At 61.8% G+C, this 20,745-nt stretch carries 17 protein-coding genes and 1 pseudogene; 8 read left to right on the top strand and 10 right to left on the bottom strand.

Annotated elements, in window-relative coordinates; translation table 11 throughout:
* The 3 genes from C6Y62_RS16110 to C6Y62_RS16100 form a co-directional block, all read left to right on the top strand.
* The coding region (locus C6Y62_RS16110; RefSeq protein WP_210258096.1) for a hypothetical protein at positions 1-333 on the top strand (333 nt) is incomplete at its 5' end.
* Positions 334-388: 55 nt separating this feature from the next.
* Entirely contained in the window at positions 389-2,419 is a 2,031-nt protein-coding gene (locus C6Y62_RS16785) for a M23 family metallopeptidase (protein ID WP_068462249.1), read from the top strand.
* Between the two features lie 349 nt (positions 2,420-2,768).
* Positions 2,769-3,539, top strand: coding sequence for an AAA family ATPase (locus C6Y62_RS16100; RefSeq protein ID WP_173954796.1), 771 nt, complete (start codon positions 2,769-2,771; stop codon positions 3,537-3,539).
* Positions 3,540-3,679: 140 nt separating this feature from the next.
* Here the strand turns inward: C6Y62_RS16100 and clpB are convergent, their stop codons facing one another.
* On the bottom strand, positions 3,680-6,277 hold the full coding sequence (clpB, locus tag C6Y62_RS16095; RefSeq protein WP_173954795.1) for an ATP-dependent chaperone ClpB: 2,598 nt from the start codon (positions 6,275-6,277) through the stop codon (positions 3,680-3,682).
* A 223-nt stretch (positions 6,278-6,500) separates the two neighbouring features.
* Between clpB and C6Y62_RS16090 the strand changes: the two genes are divergently transcribed.
* Positions 6,501-7,268, top strand: a complete 768-nt coding sequence (locus tag C6Y62_RS16090; RefSeq protein WP_173954794.1) for an MOSC domain-containing protein — start codon at positions 6,501-6,503, stop codon at positions 7,266-7,268.
* Between the two features lie 154 nt (positions 7,269-7,422).
* On the opposite strand, the gene C6Y62_RS16565 is transcribed toward C6Y62_RS16090, so the two are convergent.
* Positions 7,423-7,707: a hypothetical protein gene (locus tag C6Y62_RS16565; RefSeq protein ID WP_246274845.1), complete on the bottom strand. Its 285-nt coding sequence runs from the start codon at positions 7,705-7,707 to the stop codon at positions 7,423-7,425.
* A 69-nt stretch (positions 7,708-7,776) separates the two neighbouring features.
* Here C6Y62_RS16565 and C6Y62_RS16560 point away from each other — a divergent pair, with 69 nt between their 5' ends.
* Complete coding sequence (locus C6Y62_RS16560) at positions 7,777-8,208, top strand: hypothetical protein (RefSeq protein ID WP_246274844.1); 432 nt, start codon at positions 7,777-7,779, stop codon at positions 8,206-8,208.
* Here the strand turns inward: C6Y62_RS16560 and C6Y62_RS16555 are convergent.
* From C6Y62_RS16555 to C6Y62_RS16060, 6 genes and pseudogenes are all read right to left on the bottom strand, one after another.
* A pseudogene (locus tag C6Y62_RS16555) lies at positions 8,164-8,352 on the bottom strand (DUF4167 domain-containing protein); the annotation flags it as partial. The gene C6Y62_RS16560 and the pseudogene C6Y62_RS16555 overlap by 45 nt on opposite strands.
* Before the next feature lie 398 nt (positions 8,353-8,750).
* The gene (prmC, locus tag C6Y62_RS16080) at positions 8,751-9,638 is read right to left on the bottom strand and encodes a peptide chain release factor N(5)-glutamine methyltransferase (protein ID WP_173954792.1); all 888 of its coding nucleotides are present in this window, start codon (positions 9,636-9,638) and stop codon (positions 8,751-8,753) included.
* Positions 9,628-10,713 carry a peptide chain release factor 1 gene (prfA, locus tag C6Y62_RS16075; protein ID WP_173954791.1) on the bottom strand — a complete coding sequence of 362 codons (1,086 nt, stop codon included), beginning with the start codon at positions 10,711-10,713 and terminating at the stop codon, positions 9,628-9,630. Before prfA ends, prmC begins: the two co-directional genes overlap by 11 nt.
* A gap of 157 nt (positions 10,714-10,870) precedes the next feature.
* Complete coding sequence (locus C6Y62_RS16070) at positions 10,871-11,527, bottom strand: helix-turn-helix domain-containing protein (protein WP_173954790.1); 657 nt, start codon at positions 11,525-11,527, stop codon at positions 10,871-10,873.
* Positions 11,528-11,789: 262 nt separating this feature from the next.
* On the bottom strand, positions 11,790-14,078 hold the full coding sequence (gene ptsP, locus C6Y62_RS16065; RefSeq protein ID WP_173954789.1) for a phosphoenolpyruvate--protein phosphotransferase: 2,289 nt from the start codon (positions 14,076-14,078) through the stop codon (positions 11,790-11,792).
* 75 nt (positions 14,079-14,153) lie between these two features.
* On the bottom strand, positions 14,154-15,416 hold the full coding sequence (locus C6Y62_RS16060) for an aspartate kinase (RefSeq protein ID WP_173954788.1): 1,263 nt from the start codon (positions 15,414-15,416) through the stop codon (positions 14,154-14,156).
* Between the two features lie 208 nt (positions 15,417-15,624).
* Here C6Y62_RS16060 and ubiG point away from each other — a divergent pair, with 208 nt between their 5' ends.
* Together ubiG and C6Y62_RS16050 are read left to right on the top strand one after the other, a co-directional pair.
* The gene (gene ubiG / locus C6Y62_RS16055) at positions 15,625-16,398 is read left to right on the top strand and encodes a bifunctional 2-polyprenyl-6-hydroxyphenol methylase/3-demethylubiquinol 3-O-methyltransferase UbiG (RefSeq protein WP_173954787.1); all 774 of its coding nucleotides are present in this window, start codon (positions 15,625-15,627) and stop codon (positions 16,396-16,398) included.
* Between the two features lie 114 nt (positions 16,399-16,512).
* On the top strand, positions 16,513-16,896 hold the full coding sequence (locus C6Y62_RS16050) for a hypothetical protein (protein ID WP_198491332.1): 384 nt from the start codon (positions 16,513-16,515) through the stop codon (positions 16,894-16,896).
* Between the two features lie 109 nt (positions 16,897-17,005).
* Here the strand turns inward: C6Y62_RS16050 and C6Y62_RS16045 are convergent, their stop codons facing one another.
* A complete protein-coding gene (locus C6Y62_RS16045; RefSeq protein ID WP_173954785.1) occupies positions 17,006-17,302 on the bottom strand; it encodes a hypothetical protein in 297 nt (98 codons plus the stop codon).
* 321 nt (positions 17,303-17,623) lie between these two features.
* Between C6Y62_RS16045 and C6Y62_RS16040 the strand changes: the two genes are divergently transcribed.
* A complete protein-coding gene (locus tag C6Y62_RS16040; protein ID WP_173954784.1) occupies positions 17,624-19,207 on the top strand; it encodes an OpgD/OpgG family glucan biosynthesis protein in 1,584 nt (527 codons plus the stop codon).
* A gap of 42 nt (positions 19,208-19,249) precedes the next feature.
* Here C6Y62_RS16040 and C6Y62_RS16035 read toward each other — a convergent pair whose 3' ends face one another.
* A complete protein-coding gene (locus tag C6Y62_RS16035) occupies positions 19,250-20,512 on the bottom strand; it encodes an MFS transporter (RefSeq protein ID WP_173954783.1) in 1,263 nt (420 codons plus the stop codon).
* Positions 20,513-20,745: the final 233 nt, after the last annotated feature.

Here is a 20,745-nt window from a genome sequence, read left to right as displayed (position 1 = left end):
CAACACATGTCCAACCCAAGATCTCCAAGACGACGAGAGCGCCTCGTGACCGGCGGGCCGGTGTGTGTCGCTGACAAGGCGGGTTCTAGGGCCAATCCGATCCAGACGCAAGACCTTTTTTTGACAATCACACAGGGTCTGTCGAAAAAAGTTTTGGTTGTTCAGTTTTGCCATGTGCTCGCGCCATCAGGAAGCCCGGTTTCATTGGGCTTATGGGTGATCTTCCGGGCCGCACATGGTAAATTTTGCCTTGTCACCCTGCTCTCCCTGTTCAATGAGGGCTTCCGGGAGGTGCCTGGCTCGCCAAATCAGCGGGCTGAGCGCATGATCTGACCGGCTGTGGGGATCCATTCCCGCAGTTATCTGCATTGGGAAGGTTGCACGGACAGTGGTTGACCGCCGCCGCTACTCACCTCAGGGACGGTTTGGAGCTCTCGCCGCCAACAAGCGGGAGAACGGTCTACCCCAACTCTATAGGGGGCGGGCCGCCAGCTCCTTTAAGGATCTCTATGAGACCGACCACGCCGACGGGCGCCGCGCCGGCCGCTTCCGCTGGCTGATAAGCACGTGCCTTGCCGGAACAGTGGGCGCGGTCTCCATTCTGGTCGTTATCTACGGCTCCATAGACAAGCGCGACGCGCGCGGCGGCTTCCTGCCCGGTCTGACCGAGGTGGGCGAAGCCAACCTGATCGATCGCGAGATGCCGTTTGTCCGCACCAGCGACGGTCTGAAGTGGGCAGCGCCCAAGGGCGACAAGCTCAACGTCACCAGCGGAGCCGTCACCGTCCGCTATCTCGTCAATGAATCTGTCAAGCAGCGCCGGCTCGGCCGCGAGTACATCCATGCCAAGCCATACGCACGCATCGTTGCGCGCCTGGCCGCTGTGCCATCGGACTACCAGGAAAAAATTCCGCCGTTTAATCCGCTGAAGCTTTACGCCACCCAGACCGTCAATCCCGGTGAGGACGACGAGACCGAGACTGCCAACCTTGGCAACGTCAACGTCCGCGTTATCGAACTGCTTGGCGGCATCCTGCCCGATGACGACGGCCAGGAACTCGACGAGACCGAAATCGCCGAGCACGTGGAGACCGCACTCGCTGCCGAAGTTGAAGCTGAGATGATCCGCGCCGGAGCCGAGGCCGAGACCAGGCGCGGCAACGGCCAGGACGGCATGCCGATGGATTCGGATGGCTCCTATGCCGCGCTGCCCAACACCACCGTGCTCGTCAAACCCGCCCAACCGGATGAAGACCCGCTCGCGGATCTCGAGGGCCGGGAGACGCAGGTCGTACGCGTCGGCAGCAACGACAGCCTGCGTTCGATTTTGAAAAACGCCGGCGCTGACAACTGGCAGGCGCGCGGCATGATCGAAGCCGCCCGCAACATCTTTCCCCAGTCCAATCTTGAGCCGGGCCAGGAAGTCCGGATCACACTGATCCCCTCGCTCACGAAACCGGATCGCAAGGAGCCGGCGCGCTTCAGCATATTCTCTGGCGGCCACGATCACCTCGTCACCGTCACACGCAACTCGGCCGGTGAGTTCGTCGCCAGCCAGTCGTCCACGATCGATCAGGAAATCGCCAACGCCGCGCTCGACAACAACGATCGCGCCTCCACCTCCAGCGTCTATGCTTCGGTCTATTATGCCGGCCTGCTGCAGGAAGTGCCTGACGACACCATCATGAAGCTGATGAAGGTGCACGCGTCGCAAACGGATTTCCGCCGCCGACTACGCCCCGGCGACACGATCGAGTTCTTCTTTGACATGAAGGACAATGCGAAGGCTGACAGTCCGCCCGGTGAGCTGCTTTACACCGCAATCACCAGCGGCGGCGAGACCAACCGCTATTACCGCTTCAGAACGCCGGATGGCGTCGTCGACTACTACGACGAGAACGGCAACAACTCGCGGCAATTCCTTATGCGGCGCCCGGTGCGCGGCGACGTTCGCCTCGCGTCCGGTTTCGGCATGCGCTTCCATCCGCTTCTCAATGAACGGCGGATGCACACCGGCGTAGACTGGGCGACTTCTCCGGGAACGCCAATTCTGGCCGCCGGCGGTGGTGTGATCGAAGAGGCCGGACGCAAGGGCCAGTACGGCAACTATGTGCGCATCCGGCATCCCAACGGCTATCACACCGCCTACGGTCATATGCTGCGCTTCCGCAAAGGCATCAAAGCTGGCGACAAGGTACGGCAGGGCGAGATCATCGGCTATGTCGGCGCCACCGGCCTCGCCTCCGGTCCGCATCTTCATTACGAAGTGCTGATCAATTCGCGATTTGTCGATCCGCTGGCCATTCAGGTGCCGCGCGAACGCGAGCTATCGGGCCGCGTGCTGGCCGAATACCAGAAAGAGCGCCAGCGGATCGACGAACTGCGCCACCTCGCTCCGGTCATGACCGCCAGCAAATAAATAGCTTTTTATAGCGCTCGGCGACTCCCCTTCGGGGAGCCGGCCGTGGTTGTTCGTTGCGCTGGCGACTGCGCTCCGCACAGCCGGCCGCCAGCACTGATTGGTGCGCTTGCCGCCCTACACCGTCCTCCCGGCGCAGGCCGGGAACCACGCCAGTCTACGCTTCCGCTACTTTCTTTCATTCGCGCTCAGCAACTCCCCTGCGGAAAGCCGGCCGCCGAGCTCGTAACAGCGACGGCAACGTGCGAGCCGCCGCGCTCAAGAATTTACTCCAAGTACTTTTCGCGCACGCCCGGCGGCGCTGTTTGGCTATGCTTCGACAAAGCGAAGCCGGGAGAGTTGCAGCCAGATGGCAAAACGAGCTCGTAACAGCGGCGTCAACATGCCCGCACCATATCTGCTGCGCGTGTGGCTCGATGAGGATCGCGTGCCCGATCCCAAAGCCTATCCTTATTGCATACCGCTGTTGCGCGACGGCCTTGAGCTGGAGTTTACGGAGCCTGTCACTATTTTTGTCGGCGAGAACGGTGTCGGCAAATCGACCCTTATCGAAGGCATAGCAGCGCTTGCCGGATACGATGACGCCGGTGGCGGCAAAGGCTATCGCCCGGTCGACCACAGCGGCGCCGTGGAAGCGAGTGGGGGCGAACTTGCGGCGGCGCTCCGAGCAGCGTGGCGTCCGAAGATAACCAACGGCTGGTTCTTCAAGGCTGAGAGCTTCTTTGCCGTCGCGCGCTATCTCGATGAGGCCGCGCTCCAAGCTAACGCGCTGCCACCGGACTTCCTCTCGCACTCACACGGCGAAGGATTTTTGCGCTTCTTCGAGGAGCGCTGCAGTTATCAGGGCATCTACTTTTTCGACGAGCCAGAGTCGGCGCTATCGCCAGCGCGGCAGCTTGAGTTTCTGAAACTGCTGCGGCGGATGCAGGACGCCACCAACATTCAGGTGATCATGGCAACGCACTCGCCGCTGCTGATGGCCTGCCCCGGTGCGCGCCTGATGCAAATTACAAAATATGGAATCGCACCAACACGTCTTGAGGATACGGACCACTTCCGTCTGCTCGCTGCGTTCTGCGAAGACCCCGAAGGCTTTCTCGCCGGCACCCTCGACGACTGACGACTGACAACAACGCGACGTCGGATGAAAATCGTCGCGCGCTGCTCCTCAAACTCAACCACCGCACAAACGCAAACGGCGCCGGATCATTGACCCAGCGCCGCCCGTCTCTCAGTTCAGCCTGAGAGAATTTACATATGTCAGGCCGCAGCCCTGGCAGGCTCGCCGTTCATTTCCAGTTCGCCGTCGCGCACTGTCAGATGCACCGCCTCGCCATCCTTGATGCGCCCGGCGAGAATCTGCTCGGCGAGCGGATTCTGCACATGGCGCTGGATGACGCGCTTCAGCGGACGCGCACCATAGGCCGGATCGTAACCACGGTTCGCCAGCCAGGTGCGTGCCGCGTCGTCCATGTCGATGGTGATCTTGCGATCGGCCAGCAGCTTGCGCAGACGCTCCATCTGGATGTCGACGATCCGCCCCATCTCCGAACGCTGCAGGCGGTGGAACAGGATGATGTCATCCAGGCGGTTCAGGAACTCCGGCCGGAACTTCTGCCGCACTTCGCCCATCACCAGATCGCGAACCAGATCGGTATCCTCGCCTTCCTTCTGGTTGACGAGGAATTCCGCGCCGAGGTTCGACGTCAGGATGATGATCGTGTTGCGGAAGTCCACCGTGCGGCCCTGGCCATCGGTCAGGCGGCCATCGTCCAGCACCTGCAGCAGCACGTTGAACACATCGGGATGCGCCTTTTCGATCTCGTCGAACAGGATCACCTGATAGGGACGACGCCGCACCGCTTCTGTCAGCGAGCCGCCTTCCTCATAGCCAACATATCCCGGAGGCGCGCCGATCAGGCGAGCAACCGAGTGCTTCTCCATGAACTCCGACATGTCGATGCGGATGATCGCATTGTCGTCGTCGAACAGGAATGCAGCCAGCGCCTTGGAAAGCTCCGTCTTGCCGACGCCCGTTGGGCCGAGGAACATGAACGAGCCGATGGGACGGTTCGGGTCCTGCAGCCCAGCGCGCGCACGGCGCACCGCTGTCGAAACCGCATCCACGGCTTCGCGCTGACCGACGACACGCTTTGCCAGCGCATCTTCCATCTTCAGCAGCTTCTCGCGCTCGCCTTCCAGCATGCGATCGACAGGAATGCCGGTCCAACGGGAAACGATGCTGGCGATCTGGTCCGGCGTCACCGCCTCTTCGACCATGCCGCCCTTCGCTTCCTCGTCTTCCATCTTCAGCAGCTTCTTCTCCAGCTCGGGGATCGTGCCATAGGCAAGCTCGCCCGCGCGCTGCAGATCGCCGCGACGCTGCGCTTTCTCCAGCTCGGTGCGGGCCTGATCCAGCTCTTCCTTCAGCTTCTGGGCGCTGCCAAGCTTCTCGCGCTCGGCCTCCCAGTTCTGCGTCAGCAGCTTGCTCTCCTCTTCGAGGTCGGCAATCTCCTTCTCCAGATTGGCAAGCCGATCCTTCGACGCCGCATCGTTCTCCTTCTTCAAAGCTTCGCGCTCGATCTTGAGCTGCATCAGCTCGCGGTCGATGCGGTCCAGCTCTTCCGGCTTTGAATCGATCTGCATCTTGAGACGCGAAGCCGCCTCGTCGACGAGGTCGATTGCCTTGTCCGGCAGGAAGCGGTCGGTGATGTAGCGATTGGAAAGCGTAGCCGCCGCCACCAGCGCGCTGTCGGTAATGCGCACGCCGTGATGCAGCTCGTACTTCTCCTTGATGCCGCGCAGAATGGAGATCGTGTCTTCCACCGTCGGCTCGGAAACGAACACCGGCTGGAAGCGCCGCGCCAGTGCCGCATCCTTTTCGATGTGCTTGCGATACTCATCCAGCGTCGTTGCACCAACGCAGTGCAACTCGCCGCGCGCCAACGCAGGCTTCAGCAGGTTGCCGGCATCCATCGAGCCTTCAGTCTTGCCGGCGCCAACGATGGTGTGCAGCTCATCAATGAACAGGATGATGCGCCCCTGTTCGGCTTCCACTTCGCTCAGCACAGCCTTCAGGCGCTCTTCAAACTCGCCGCGATATTTAGCGCCAGCAATCAGCGCGCCCATATCAAGCGCCAGCAGCTTCTTGTCCTTCAGGCTGTCGGGTACGTCGCCCTTCACGATGCGCTGCGCGAGGCCTTCGGCGATCGCCGTCTTGCCCACGCCCGGCTCACCGATCAGCACAGGATTGTTCTTCGAACGGCGCGACAGCACCTGGATGGTACGGCGGATTTCTTCGTCGCGGCCGATGACAGGATCGATCTTGCCCGCAGCCGCCGCTTCCGTCAGATCGCGCGCATAGCGCTTCAGCGCATCATAGCCCTGCTCAGCCGAAGCGGTATCAGCCGTGCGGCCCTTGCGCAGATCGTTGATCGCGGTGTTGAGGCCCTGCGCCGTAACGCCTGCATCGGCGAGGATCTTCGCCGCGTCGGTGTCTTTCTCCAACGCGAGAGCCAGCAGCAGACGCTCGGCGGTCACATACTTGTCGCCCGCCTTCTCAGCGATCTTCTCAGCCGCGTCGAACACGCGTGCCAGCTCGGACGCCATATACAGCTGTCCCGAACCGCCGCCCGAAACCTTCGGCCGCTTAGCAAGCTGTGCCTCGACCGCGTTCAGCGCCGCCTTCGGATCGCCACCCGCCTTGCGGATCAGCCCCGCAGCAAGGCCTTCATTGTCATCCAGCAGCACCTTCAGCAGGTGGTCCGGTGAAAACTGCTGATGCCCCTCGCGCAGGGCAAGATTTTGCGCAGCCTGCACGAAGCCGCGAGCGCGATCGGTGAACATTTCGAAATTCATAGTCCCTCCTCGGCGTACCGATCCGCCCGATGTGGCGCGGAGCCGGAACCTTCAACGTCAGGAAACTCAGGAACGCGGACGGGCCTCCAGCAAGCGGCAGGATCGTCCGTAATCCTTTCCAACACGTGATATAGGGTGGTCGAAACTGCACAAAAGAGGTGAAAGCCTCGCTTCGTGCACTTCAGACACTGGCAACAAAAGTTGCATCGGCGATTGGATTGCTATGAACATCCCGAACACACCTGCGGTCGTCGGTCTTTATCGCTACCCTGTCAAAGGGCTGTCACCCGAAGCGCTGCCCGAGATGGCTTTGGTGCCGGGCGGCACAGCGCCCTTCGATCGCGTCTACGCTATCGAGAATGGTCCCGGCCGCTTTGATCCCGAACAGCCTGCCCATCTGCCGAAAACAAATTTCCTCATGCTGATGCGCAATGAGCGGCTGGCCACGCTTGTCACGCGCTTCGACGAAACCGATCACAGCCTCACCATCTTCCGTGCGGGCAAGCAGGTAGCGCGCGGCAACCTGGCAACGCCGCTGGGCCGCCGCATGATCGAGCAGTTCTTTGCCGCCTACATGCAGGCCGACCTGCGCGGTCCGCCCCGTATCGTCTTTGCGCCCGGCCACAGCTTTTCAGACGTCGCCGCCAAATGCCTGCACATCGTCAATCTTGCATCCGTGCGGGAACTGGAGCGCATCATCGGCCGGCCCGTCGATCCATTACGCTTCCGCCCCAACATCATCATCGATGGCGCGGAGCCTTGGTCCGAATTCGGCTGGATCGGCAAGCAGCTCATCATCGGCGATGTTCGGTTCGAGCCATTCAAGCGCACGCAACGTTGCGCGGCGACGGACGTCGATCCAGGCAGCGGCCAGCGCGACATGGCCATTCCCGCTACGCTTCGGCGCACCTTCGGCCACACGGACTTCGGCATCTACGCCCGCGTCACTGACGGCGGCACTATCAAAGCTGGCGACCCGCTCAGCCTGTGAACCGGTGCGGACGGGGTCGCCGTATACCGCTCTCTACACTGTCACCCAGCAGCGGTGCCAAAGCCTTGCCGAAGCGCCATTCTGCAAATGCCATGAAACAAAAAAGCCGCCCTGCTTTCGCAGAGCGGCTTGATTGAAAATCATCTGACGGAGGTCAGTCCTGATCGGCGGCCTCATCTGCGGCCGGTGCAACAGCCTCCGGCGCAGCGGCGGCAGCGGCTGCCTCACGACGCGGACGGCGCACCGGACGACGCAGAAATTCCGGCTGCTCATGTTCCTGCGAAGAAAAACCGCGACGCGAAGCCGGCTGCGGCGGCGGCTGCAGTTCGGCGGGGGGCTGCTGCCCCATGCCTTCAACCTGCTCCATCGGGCGCGGCTCCATCGGACGCACTCGCGGCTGAGGACGCTCGGCGCGCTCAATCCGCTCAGGACGATCCATACGGTCCCCGCGGTCACCACGGTCCGAACGATCCATCCGTTCCGGCCGGTCTCCACGATCACCGCGATCGTGACGATCGCCACGGTCTCCGCGATCACCCCGGTCGGAACGATCCATACGATCATGCCGATCACCGCGATCGTGCCCACGACCGTTGTTGCGGTGCTCGCCGTTATTGCGATCCCGGAAACGGTCGTGACGCTGGCCGCCGTCGTGGCGAGGGCCATCTATACGGGGCTGATCGTTGTGACGGGACTGTTGCTGGTGCTGGCTCTGGTGCATCGGCGCGAAATCATCGTCGCCCTCGTCGTCACCGTAGTCATCGCCTTCAATGTCATTGAAGGGACGCTGCCGGGCGATGCCGCCATTGAGGTCACCGCCACCCTGGCTGATCTGCTGCTCGCGGACCGCCATGATGATGCGATTATAGTGCTCTGCGTGTTGCAGATAATTCTCGGCCAAAACGGGATCGCCAGAGGACGTCGCATCGCGCGCCAGTGACATATACTTTTCGGCGATGTGGGATGGGGTGCCACGGATTTTTACGTCCGGACCCGTGCTCTCGAAGCTGCGTGTGAGTGGGCTTTGCCCGCCCTTACGGTTACTACGCCCGCGGCCCCTGCGATTCTGCTGTCCTTGCCTCATTGGCTCCGTTCTCGGTCGTGATGCAACGAAAAACCGTGCACGCCCTGCTGTCAGCGTTCTCGTGGATCTATCGCTGTAAAGCAGGCGCTGACACGCAATCTTTAGCCAGTTTCTAACGGGCGCTCATGCGCGCGCGTGTGACTTTATCCCGTGACGCTCAAAACTTGGCAGTCGCTACTTCCGATCAAGGGGGCGTTTCACGCCAAGCGGCTAGCGATTGCCGTTTCAGCGGGAGCAATAGGTGCCGCGCTTCTTTTGCGGATCCCCGTGCTTCGCAAATCCCAGTTCGTGCAATCAATCCGACTTCGATAAAAGAAGCGAGATGCACGATATCAATCGGCTGTACCTGAAGACTAGCGCGGAACCCGGCCGATTCAAACCTTTTTCTTTTGCGACTTTTATGTCTGTAGCCTGATGGCCACACAGCGTGTGTGCCCTCCAAGGTCGTCATAACGGCGTAGTTCTGCCTGGCGTGTCTTAACGAACGCTTGCTGAAACACTGAAGCCACAGCGTCCGCCTGCCCCGCCCCTACCTCCAGAACGACCCAACCGGTCAGTACCCGCCCCAAATCGCCGGCAATCCGCCGATAGATCGCAAGGCCGTCCGGCCCGCCATCGAGCGCGGCCATGGGATCGAACCGCTGCACTTCGGGGTCCAGCCCCGCAATCACCCCTGTCTCTATATAGGGCGGGTTGCTGATAACGAGGTCGAAAGGCCCATTCACTCCCTCAAGCACATCGTGCCTGGCAAAACTCGCCCGCGCGGCCAGCCCCAGCACCTCGGCGTTTGCAGCGGCGGTTTTGAGAGCCTCGGCGCTGATGTCCGTCCCCAGCCCCGTCGCATTTGGCAGCTCGGCCAGCAAAGTCAGCAGCAAGCATCCGGTGCCGGTACCGATATCGAGAACGCGGATCGGCCGCCCGGCCCAGCGCTCCCGGCTAACCAGCCCCAACACAGCATCGATCAGCGTTTCGCTATCGGGCCTCGGATCGAGCGTCGCCGCCGAAAGCTTGAACCGCCGACCGTAGAATTCCCGCTCACCCACAATGCGCGATATGGGCTCACGCGCACAGCGCCGCGCAACCATTGCGGCAAGGCGCTGCTGCTCATCAACGCCCAGAGGCCGCTCCGGCCGCACGATGATTTCGGATGTCGGCAGCCCACAAACGCTGGCCACGATCAACCGCGCCTCGCGACCGGCCTCCTCAATCCCGGCCGCCGTCAGCTGACGCTGCGTCTCGCGCACCGCGTCACCCAACGTAATGGCGGATGGATGCTCAGGAGGCATTTCGCTCCAGGTCCGCAAGCTGGCTGGCCTGGAAATCGGTGGTCAATGCATCGACCAGCTCATTCAACCCCGGCCCCTCCAGCACCGCATCCAGCTTGTGCAGTGTCAGGTTGATACGATGGTCGGTAACCCGGCCCTGCGGAAAGTTGTAGGTGCGGATGCGCTGCGATCGATCACCCGACCCGACCTGCCCCTTGCGGGCTTCGGCGCGCGCGCTATCAACCTTCTCGCGCTCCAGCTCATAAATCCGCGAGCGCAGTACCTGCATCGCCAGACGCCGGTTCTGATGCTGCGACTTCTCGGCGGAAACCACCATGATACCCGTCGGCAGATGGGTCATGCGCACAGCCGAATCCGTCTTGTTGACGTGCTGACCGCCGGCGCCGCCCGCACGCATCGTGTCGATGCGGATGTCTTCGGGACGGATATCGATGTCGACCTCTTCAACCTCCGGCAACACCGCAACCGTCGCCGCCGAGGTGTGGATGCGCCCGCCCGTTTCCGTCTCTGGAATGCGCTGCACGCGGTGCACGCCGGATTCAAACTTCATCCGCGCAAAAACGCCCTCGCCAGCAATCGACGCGATGATTTCCTTGTAGCCGCCCAGATCGTTCTCAGAGATGGAGATGATCTCCACCTTCCAGCCATGCATTTCAGCAAAGCGGTTGTACATGCGGAAAAGGTCGGCCGCGAACAGCGCCGCCTCATCGCCACCGGTTCCGGCGCGCACTTCAAGAATAGCGCTGCGCTCGTCAGCGGCATCCTTTGGCAGCAACTCAATCTTGAGCTTCTGCTCCAGCTCTTCAATGGTCGGCCCCAGCGCCTCAAGATCGTCGCGAGCCATCGCCGCCATTTCACGATCCGAGCCCGCATCCTTGATCAGAGCTTCGAGATCGGCGCGCTCCTTCTCCGCTGCGCGAAGCTGCTCGATGATCGCAACGACAGGATTGAGCGCGGCGAACTCCTTCGTCAGCTTCGCATAGGTCGCCTGATTGACGCCCGCGTTCAGCTCCGCCTGTATCGCGGCCCAGCGCCCGATCATCCTCTCAAGCTTGTCTTGTGCGATGCCTGCCATGCTCTCGATCGTTTTGAAAAATGCAGCGACGTCGTCAGCGCGACAACAGCGTTGCGCCAGCAACGAAGCCAGCGGACGCCCATGATGAGCGCGCTGGCAAATTTATCGGCTGGGAAGTCTATGACCGAACCCGGCCCGCGCCAACGGCGCGGCGCATCTAATCCGATTGCCGCTCGGCTGTCTGCAATTTGTCGCCCCGGCGGGTGCGCGGATCTGGCACGTCTATCCAGCGCAGGCCGTCGCGAACCGGCGCAAACTGCACAATTACGTAGTTTTGCGCCCCCTGGACGATCCGCTTCACCGGCGACGGCAGTTGCGCCACCGCCGCTTCCAGAACCGACGTCTGCGTCACCAGCGCCACCGACGCGACAACTGTCGTCACCACAAACAGCGCCATGCCGGGACGACCCGCGTGGCGATCGACGACATGCCCGGCAGATCGCACAGCACGAGCCGCACGCCCGCCGCCGAGCGAACTGAACGGCTTCAGCATGTTCGACGGCTTGAGCGAAACGCCGCTAAAAGTGCCGGAGATGGCCCTGAGCATCGACGTGCCCTGACCACCACCGTTTGCCATTTTTGAAAATCCGGCCCCGCCACGCTTCTCGGGCGCAGGCGTACGCGGCAGCGCGTGGAACAACTGCTCAAGTGAATGCAGCACCGGCCGCGGATCAAGACCCGCATAGCTCGCATATGTGCGCACGATGCGACACGTCTCGGGCCACGGCGGCAATGCTGCAACCTTCGCAGCCTCGAACGCCACAACGATATCGACACGCGTCGACAGCGCCTGTGCAGCTTGCGCTGGTGTCATACGCAATGCCGCGCGCAGATCTTGAAAGAAATGCGCGACCTCTGCGGCCACCTGGTGGATTTGAAACTGCGGTGCAGGCTGCACCTGTGGCGACACTTGCGCAGCATACGCATGCGTATGCTGATGCGCAGTGGAATAGTGTCGAGCCGGCCTGTTGCCCTCACGCATGACCAACGCACTACCAATCAAAAACTGAAGCTTACCCCGACAGACATCGTCCGGGAAAAGCGCACCGTTGTCAAAGGGAGAGCGCGTCTAAAAATTAGACATCAACGCCTTCGGATTTCGCGAAAGTATCAAGGTGTTCGCGTATGTTTTGCACGCCCGCCACGACAAGTTCATCCACAAGTTTCGACACGCGCGTGGTGTCGAGGCTGAGGATCATCGACTTGACGGGACCGATAGACGCAGGCGCCATCGACAGCGAACGGAAGCCAAGCGCAATCAGCGCCATTGCTTCGATCGGACGACCCGCCATTTCTCCGCACAATGTCAGCGGAACACCGTGCTTTTGCGTGGTTTGCGCAAGCATCTTCAATGCGCGCAACGGTGCTGGCGTCAGCGGATCGAAGCGACTGCCAACACGGGCGTTGGTGCGATCGGCTGCGAACAGAAACTGCATCATGTCGTTGCTGCCGACGGATACGAAGTCGACACGCGGCATCAGCTCGTCGAGCTCAAACAACAGGCAGGGCACTTCGATCATCGCGCCCACCAGCAGTTTTTCCGGCAGCTCGTGGCCGCGCTGCATCAGTATTTCGCGTTCCTTGCTGATGAGCGCATGCACCGCGTCCATTTCCGCGGCCGATGACACCATCGGGATCATGATGCGCAGCTCTTGCCCGGCGGCAGCGCGCAGCAATGCACGCACCTGGGTTCGCAGCAGCGCGGGGCGATCCAGCCCCATGCGCACCGCGCGCCAGCCCATGGCCGGGTTTTCTTCCTTCGGCTGCCGCAAATAGTGCAGCACCTTGTCGCCGCCGATATCGAGCGTGCGGAACACCACTGGTCTGCCGTCCGCCCGCGCCAGGATCGCGCGATAGGAATCGGCCTGTCGCTCAACCTTCGGCAGGCTGTTGGAGAGCATGAACAGCAGCTCGGTGCGGAACAGCCCGACGCCGTCGGCCCCCGCATCCTTCAAATGCGGCATGTCCACCAGCAAACCGGCATTGATGTTGAGGTTGACCTTTACGCCATCCCGCGTCACCGCCGGAACGTCACGCAGCGCGCGATACTGCCGCTGCCGGCGAGCCAGAAAACGCACCTTGTCCGAGTAAGCCGCGATCACGTCGCTCGACGGACGCAGATGCACCTGGCCGCTCATCGCATCGACGATCGCAGCATCGCCCGCACTGACACGCTCAACGATGCCACGCGCCTGACCGACCGCAGCAATACCCAGCGCCTTGGCGACAATAGCAACGTGGCTTTGGCCGCTGCCGTCTTCCACGATCAGCCCGCGCAGGCGCCGCCGATCGTAGTCCAGCAGTTCGGCCGGCCCCATCGTGCGCGCCACCAGGATGGTGTCGGGCGGCAGCGCCGAAGGCTCATCCGCGCTTGTGATGCGGCCAGCAAGAATGCGCAGCAGTCTGTCCGACAGATCATCCAGATCGCGCTGGCGCTCGCGCCAATAGGCATCGTTCTGCCGCAGCATGCGCGCGCGTGTTGAATTCTGCACACGCTCGACGGCCGCCTCCGCCGTGAGGCCGCCATCAACCGCCTCACGCAGACGCCGCTCCCAGCCCTTGTCATGCGCAAACATGCGGTAGGCTTCCAGCACATCGCGATGCTCGCCCGCAGCCGACAAGTGTTCATGATCGAACATCTCATCCAGCGAAGCGCGCAGCGACGCGATAGCGGTTTCCAGACGCAGCAACTCGGCCGCCGGATCTTCCGCCATCAGGTGCGTGACGACGATGCGCGGCTCGTGCAGCACGACATGACCAAGGGCAATGCCCTCCGCCATGCGTTCGCCCTGGATCACGGTGGACAGCGAGCGCTCAATCTCAATCGCGGTGCCCGCTCCGGCAACGGCACCGGACACCAGATGCTCGGCAACCACCATTGCGGTGGCCTGCAGCACCTCGACATCTTCGTCGGAGTATTCCTTCTGGGTGCGGTTCTGCACGACGAGAACGCCCAGCACCTGACCCGAGCGCGCGATCGGCACCGCCAGCAGCGAGTGATAGATCTCTTCGCCCGTCTCCGGCCGATACGAGAATGACGGATGACTTGAAGCTTCCGGCTCGTTGACAGTGATGTTCAGCTCAGCGCAGCGCCCGACGAGACCCTCGCCCCGCTTCATGCGCACGACGTGCACCGCGTTGGGGTTCAGGCCTTCACTCGCGAACAGTTCCAGCGAACCGTCCTGACGCTTGAGATAAATCGAGCAGACTTCGGCGACCATGACGCCAGCAATCTGCTTTACGATCTTGTTGAGACGCTCCTGACCATCACCCGGCTGAGACATGATCTCGCGCAGGCGCCGCATGATCACACGCAGTGCCGGCTCGGATGTCAGTGCTCGTGGCTCATCGCCTCGCCTTTGCATGGTCGTGCCACCCGGATGGGACCGCCTCGTGGGGCGGCCGAATGCTCGACCTTACGCGGGGGCTAGTGTCCGCGTTCAGTCTGCGTCGAGACCATAAATAGAGTGAAGCGTCCTAACGGCAAGCTCGGCGTATGCCGCGTCGATAAGAACGCTGATTTTGATCTCTGAGGTCGTAATCGCCAAAATATTGATACCCTTGTCTGAAAGGGCCTTAAACATCAGGGCGGCAACGCCAGCGTGGCTGCGCATACCAATACCGATGACCGAAATTTTGGCGACATCGGCCGAGCTCTGGATTTCGAACTCGCCAATTTCGGATTTCGCCGCTTTAAGCGTTTCGAGAGTGCGCGGCAGCTCGGTCGCCTGCACTGTAAAGGTCATATCGGTGTGTTTGCCGTCAGGCGTGACGCTCTGCACAATCATGTCGACGTTGATGTTCGCATCCGCGAGCGGACCAAAGATGCGCGCGGCGATGCCGGGCTTATCTTCGACCTTGATGAGCGTCACCTTGGCCTCGTCCTTGACGTAGGCAATGCCGCTGACGACCTGGCTTTCCACGATCTCATCCTCATCGCAAACAACAGTGCCGATGTCTTCAAGTTGGCCCAGACGCACTGGGGCCATCGCTTCCGGCGCTACGAAACTGGAAAGGACGCGCACGCGCATCCGATGGTTCATCGCAAGTTCGACCGAGCGCGTCTGTAGAACCTTCGAACCGAGGGACGCCATTTCCAGCATCTCCTCATAGGAAATCTTGGGCAGGCGCTTGGCCTTGGCGACGATGCGCGGATCGGTGGTGTAGACGCCATCAACGTCGGTATAGATATCGCAGACGTCGGCCTTCAGAGCGACGGCCATAGCCACAGCGCTGGTGTCCGAGCCGCCTCGGCCAAGCGTCGCAACGCGCTGACGCTCCGGCTCGATGCCCTGGAAGCCGGTGACGACCGCCACTTCATCGTTCTCAAAACGGCGAAGGATCTCGGTGCCATCAATGCCGGTGATGCGGGCGGAACCGTGTGCGGCGCTGGCCGTGATCGGCACCTGCCAGCCCTGCCAAGAGCGCGCCTGCAGCCCCATCGACTGCAGCACAATAGCCAGAAGTCCGGCGGTGACCTGCTCGCCCGTAGCGACAACGGCATCGTATTCGCGCGCATCGTGCAGCAGGGAGGCTTCGCGCACGTAGGCAACGAGCTGATTCGTTACGCCGGACATGGCGGAAACGACCACGCAAACCTTGTTGCCGGCGTCCACTTCGCGCTTCACGTGGCGCGCGACATTGCGGATGCGCTCGACGTTGGCAACCGACGTGCCGCCAAACTTCATCACAACAACAGCCATGCGCTTCCCGCTGTGCGGCCTTCGCTAAAGTTGCCAGGATTAGGGTGACGAGGTGCCGGACGCACGGATGCACGGCCGGTTCAAATTCGGCGCAAACAGCCTGTGGTGAGCAGGAATCCCGTTTACGGGCGTTCTCTTAACGACATCGCGCCGCAACCGCAATATGCAGCGGCTTGACTTTCTGTTGCGCACCCTACGGTATCGGCCCATGCAGAGCACCCCGAACACACCCGAGCCCCCTCCCGCAACGCCCAATCTCGACCCGACCGAGGTCGAGCGGTTTGGCAGGCTGGCGGCCGAATGGTGGGACACCAAGGGCCGCCTGAAGCCTTTGCACGATCAGGGGCCGGCCCGGCTTGGCTTCATTCGCGACCACCTAAAGCACCATTTTTTCATTGCAGATGCGGGCCTTAAGCCACTCGCAGGGCTGCGCATCGTCGATGTGGGATGCGGCGGCGGGCTGGTATCGGAGCCGCTTGCCCGGCTTGGTGCCACCGTCACGGCCATCGACCCCACAATCGATTCCATCGCCGTGGCGCGCGCCCACTCCGCCTCTCAGGGCCTCGATATCGACTATCGTACCACCTCGATAGAAGAGCTGGCAGCTTCGGGGGCGCAGTTCGACGCAGCAGTTTGCATGGAAGTCATTGAGCACGTGCCGGACCCGGCCGCATTCGTGCGCAGCATCGCCGAAGCCGTGCGCCCCGGCGGCATGCTCATTTTCTCAACCCTGAACCGCACCCTGAAGTCGTACGCGCTGGCGATCGTCGCTGCGGAATACGTGCTCGGCTGGCTGCCAAGGGGGACACACGACTGGAATCGCTTCGTGACCACCGGCGAACTGGGACAATTTCTTACCCAGGCCGGATGCAACGAACCGGACTGTTCCGGCATTATCTATGATGTGATGTCAGACACTTGGCGTCTCGGAAACGACACCGACGTCAACTACATTGCAGCCTCATCGAAGCCACGGGGCTGACTCGACGGGTAAGAATCAGCATATTCCCTAGCTCAAGCAACGGGATGATCTACAAGCTCCCATTCGATCCGCGCTTCTTAGCGGCGGCAACCGATTCATCTGCATCCGCTTCGCATGATGCTAAATCAAAGTGCGAGCCTCGCATTGCAAGACGCTGAAAAACATAATTTTTATATTGCCGCAGCGGGCCGTATTTCGCTGTGCGCGGTCGCCCTGAGCCTCGTTGGTTGCAGCTCGGCTACGGCGCCATCCCTGACGACGCAAAGCGTAACTCCGCCGCGCCCCGCCCAGAGCTACCAGGCACCGCAACAGGTCGGCGCTGAAAACGGATGGGATGCGGCCAGTTCGCAGGCGGAGGAAGCCTATCGTTCGGCACCGCGCGCACCGACGAATGCTACTGCCTCCGGCGGACGCGATTACGAATATCGTGGCGGGCGCGATCCGGTCACCGGCAAGGCCTACACGCAAATCGGCGCTGAAGAAGAGCCTGCCCGCTAGGCCTCCGCACGGGCACGGCTCGCGCAGCTCATCTCACCCCTGGCCGATTCCTACGCGCTCGGCGCCCAGCTCCGCGTCGGCGGAATCGCCGAGTGCCATAAAAACATTTTCACCGTCGGCTGCCGGGAACCAGCGTGCTTGCAAACGAGACCGGATCGCTGGCCGGGAAAGTCTGCTCCAAAGCTTCATCCAGATCCCTGTCCGCTTCACGCTCGGAAGCTGATTTCCGGCGCTCCGGCTTTTTGCTGCCGGCCAGCATTCTTGCATCGCCGTCGTTATCCTTGATGAGCCGTCGCGCGGCCCCGCGATCCTGCTTGCGGTCAACCGCGTGCTTGGAACCATCCGGGGCATGGTCGGGCATGGCTTTGCTGCCATCACTAGCGGTCCGCTGAACTTTCGTTGCCATACTGACAAAACTCCTGCATTGAGCTGCCGCCCGACTGAGAGCGGCACAACCACCATGGGGTAACGCCCCGCGGTTGCATCCGGTTTCCGACGGGCAAACGCGTTAAAATGCCAGGTCAGCGGGCTGCCTTGGAACGCCAACGGGTTAACGCGAATTATCCGCATTCTGCGAATAGCCGGGTGGTGAAGAATGGAGCCTCGCGTTGACAACAATCCGCCACGACACCCATCTCATGTGCTGCGCTCCAGATAGCGCCTAAGTCGCTCGCACCCCTACACGCGCTGCTTCAGAACGAATTCAACAAAAGCAACAGGTGACGCAATGCCGACCGTAAGCCGCCGGGAACTGCTTGCCACGGGAGGGCCCTGGGCCCTGACGCTGGCGATTGCCGGCTTGAGCCCTGCCTACGCCGAACCGCCGCCCATTTCGCGACTGGGCGATGCCGCGCCATTCAGCTTCGAGGCACTCCGCCAGCGTGCAAAGGAACTCGCCGCAAAGCCATATGTGGCGCCGCCGGCCGCCGCTGAGATCGTCGCCAGCATCGATTTCGACGCCGCGCAAAAAATCCGCTTCCGCGGCGATCGTGAGTTATGGCCAACCGGCCCCGGATCTTTCCCGGTGCGGCTGTTCCATGTCGACATGTACAATTCCCTGCCCGTACGCCTTAACCAGCTCAGCGACGGGCAAGCGCGCGAAATCATCTTTTCCGCTGACAGCTTCGATTACAAAGATCCCAAGTTCGCAGAAAAACTACCCGCCGATCTTGGCTTTTCCGGCTTTCGCCTCATGAACGGCCGCGGCCAGGAAACCGACTGGCTGGCGTTCCAGGGCGCCAGCTATTTCCGCTCATCGGGCGAAGACGATCAGTACGGTGCTTCCGCCCGCGGCATCGCCATCAACACCGCCATGCCGCAGCCGGAAGAGTTTCCGCGCTTCACCGAATTCTGGCTGGAGGAAGCCAAGGACGAAGCATCGCCGTTCGTCATTTATGCGCTGCTTGATGGCCCCAGCATTGCCGGCGCCTACCGTTTCGAAGCCACCAAGGGCCGCGTGCCCGTCGTCACCGTAACCGCCGACCTTTTCGCACGCACCGACATTGACCGCGTCGGCATTGCACCGCTCACCAGCATGTACTGGTACGGCGAAAACGAGTTGCGTTTTGCCACTGACTGGCGCCCGGAAATTCACGACAGCGACGGCCTCGCGATATGGACCGGCACTGGCGAACACATCTGGCGCCCGCTTATCAATACAAGACAGGTACGCACCAATTCGTTCCTCGATAATTCGCCCAAAGGCTTCGGCCTTATGCAGCGCGACCGCGACTTCGAACGCTATCAGGACGACGGCGCATTCTATAACAAGCGCCCCGGTATCTGGGTCGAGCCGATCGGCCCGTGGGGTGAAGGCGCGGTGCAGCTCGTCGAGATCCCGACCGACGACGAGATCCACGACAACATCGTCGCTTACTGGGTACCGAAGGAGCCCGTGCGAACGGGCAACGAACTGCGCTACGAATACAAGCTGCATTGGGCAAACGACGAACCCAATCCGCCGGTAAACATCGGGCGCGTTGTTGCCACGTATAATGGTGCTGGTGGCGTTCCTGGTCAGCGCCGCGCGGAAGATCAACACAAGCGCAAGTTCGTCATCGACTTCGTCGGCGGCCCGCTCTCAAACATGGAACAACGCTTCGATGTCACGCCCGTGGTTACGCCCTCGCGCGGCCATGTCGACAACGCTTACGTCATCAAGGTTGTCGGCACCGACCGCTGGCGTGCGCTGTTCGACCTAACGGCCGAGGGCGACGAGCCTGTCGACCTACGCTGCTTCCTGCGGCTCGACGATGAAACCCTTTCAGAGACGTGGCTCTATCAGTGGCTGCCTAACGCCGCACCCGCTTAAGCCGCGTTGCGGGTCTGAAGCACACATCAATGCCTGTCCGGTTCACTTCCGGGCAGGCATTTCCGTTCTGGCGGTATCGAGATGGGCGTTCCGCAACGCGGGGAACCATCGACCCCACAGGCCGGTAAGCGCAATCGAACCTACGCCGCCGAATATCGCCGCGCCCACCGGTCCCAGGAAGCGCGCTGCAACGCCGCTTTCAAATTCGCCCAACTCATTCGATGCGCTGATGAACAGACTTGATACTGCGGTGACGCGCCCTCGCATTGGGTCAGGCGTGACGATCTGAATAAGCGTTTGACGCACGAACACCGAAACCGCATCAGCCGCGCCCAGAATCGCCAGCGCTACCATCGACAGCCATAGCCAGGACGACAGCGCGAACACGATCGTCGCCGCGCCATAAACCGCAACTGCAACCAGCATCCAGAAGCCGGCATTGCGCTGAACTGGGCGTGTGCTGAGCGTCAGCGCCATCAGACCGCCACCGATCGCCGGGGCTGAACGCAACATGCCGAAACCATCGGCGCCGATATGCAGCACATCGCGCGCGAACACCGGCAGCAGCGCCGTAACTCCGCCCAGCAGCACCGCGAACAGATCCAGCGATATGGCACCGAAGACGATCTTGTTCGACCACACGTAGGAAATGCCTTCGAGGATCAGCTTGAGGCGCTTGCCACCCTGATGATCGGGCTTCGTTTTGCCCCCAATACACGTGACGGCGATCGTGGCGCAGGCATACAGCGTGGCGGCGGTGGCATAGGACAGCGGCACCGAGATTGCGCACAGCACACCGCCAAGCCAGGGGCCAAGCACCATCCCCATCTGCATGCCCAGCGTATTCCAGCCGATCGCACGCGGAAGGATCTCGCGCGGCACCAGCATAGGTCCGAGCGATGCGCCAGCCGGCATCGTGAAGGCGCGGGCCACACCGAACAGCGCGGCGACCGCGAAGATGGCGATCAGGCTTGGCTCGGCTGATGTCGCGATGAATGCCAGGCTGGCAGAGCAGAACACCTGCAGCAGACAGCACGCGATGAGGATCTTGCGGCGGTCGTAACGGTCCGCCGTTTCGCCTGCGAGCAGCACAAACGCGAACATCGGCACAAACTGCACCAGCCCGATCATGCCGACCAGAAACGATGAGTAGGCGACCGAATGTTCGAGCCGCGCGATGGAGTAAACCTGCCAGCCCAGCGTGACGCTTTGCGTCAGCATGGCTACGGACGACAGGAAGCGGCCTAACAGCAGCAGCGCAAAATTCGGATACCGCCGCAGCGGATTTTCTGTGAATGCACGCATGGGCGTTCGACGCGGACCTCCGCGCCGCGCGGCCGGAACGGTCGGCGGGCTGGCTTCGTATATTCCAGCCTGCTGTTGCGGTCGATACCGCAGTTCGACGCTGGCTTGACCTGCCCCCTCGCAACTGGACCGGTGTGAGTTAGAATTTTCCAGTTTTGCGTCCGTGTCGAAACAGGGCCGGTCGAGGGAGCCATGAAGGCATCGAAGTTTTCGGAAAGCCAGATCGCATTCGT

The organism is Hyphomicrobium sulfonivorans (genome assembly GCF_013306565.1).
Taxonomy (GTDB): Bacteria; Pseudomonadota; Alphaproteobacteria; order Rhizobiales; family Hyphomicrobiaceae; genus Hyphomicrobium_A; species Hyphomicrobium_A sulfonivorans.
The sequence above is the reverse complement of the archived record's forward strand: the minus strand, read 5'-3'. Positions and strand labels throughout refer to the sequence as shown.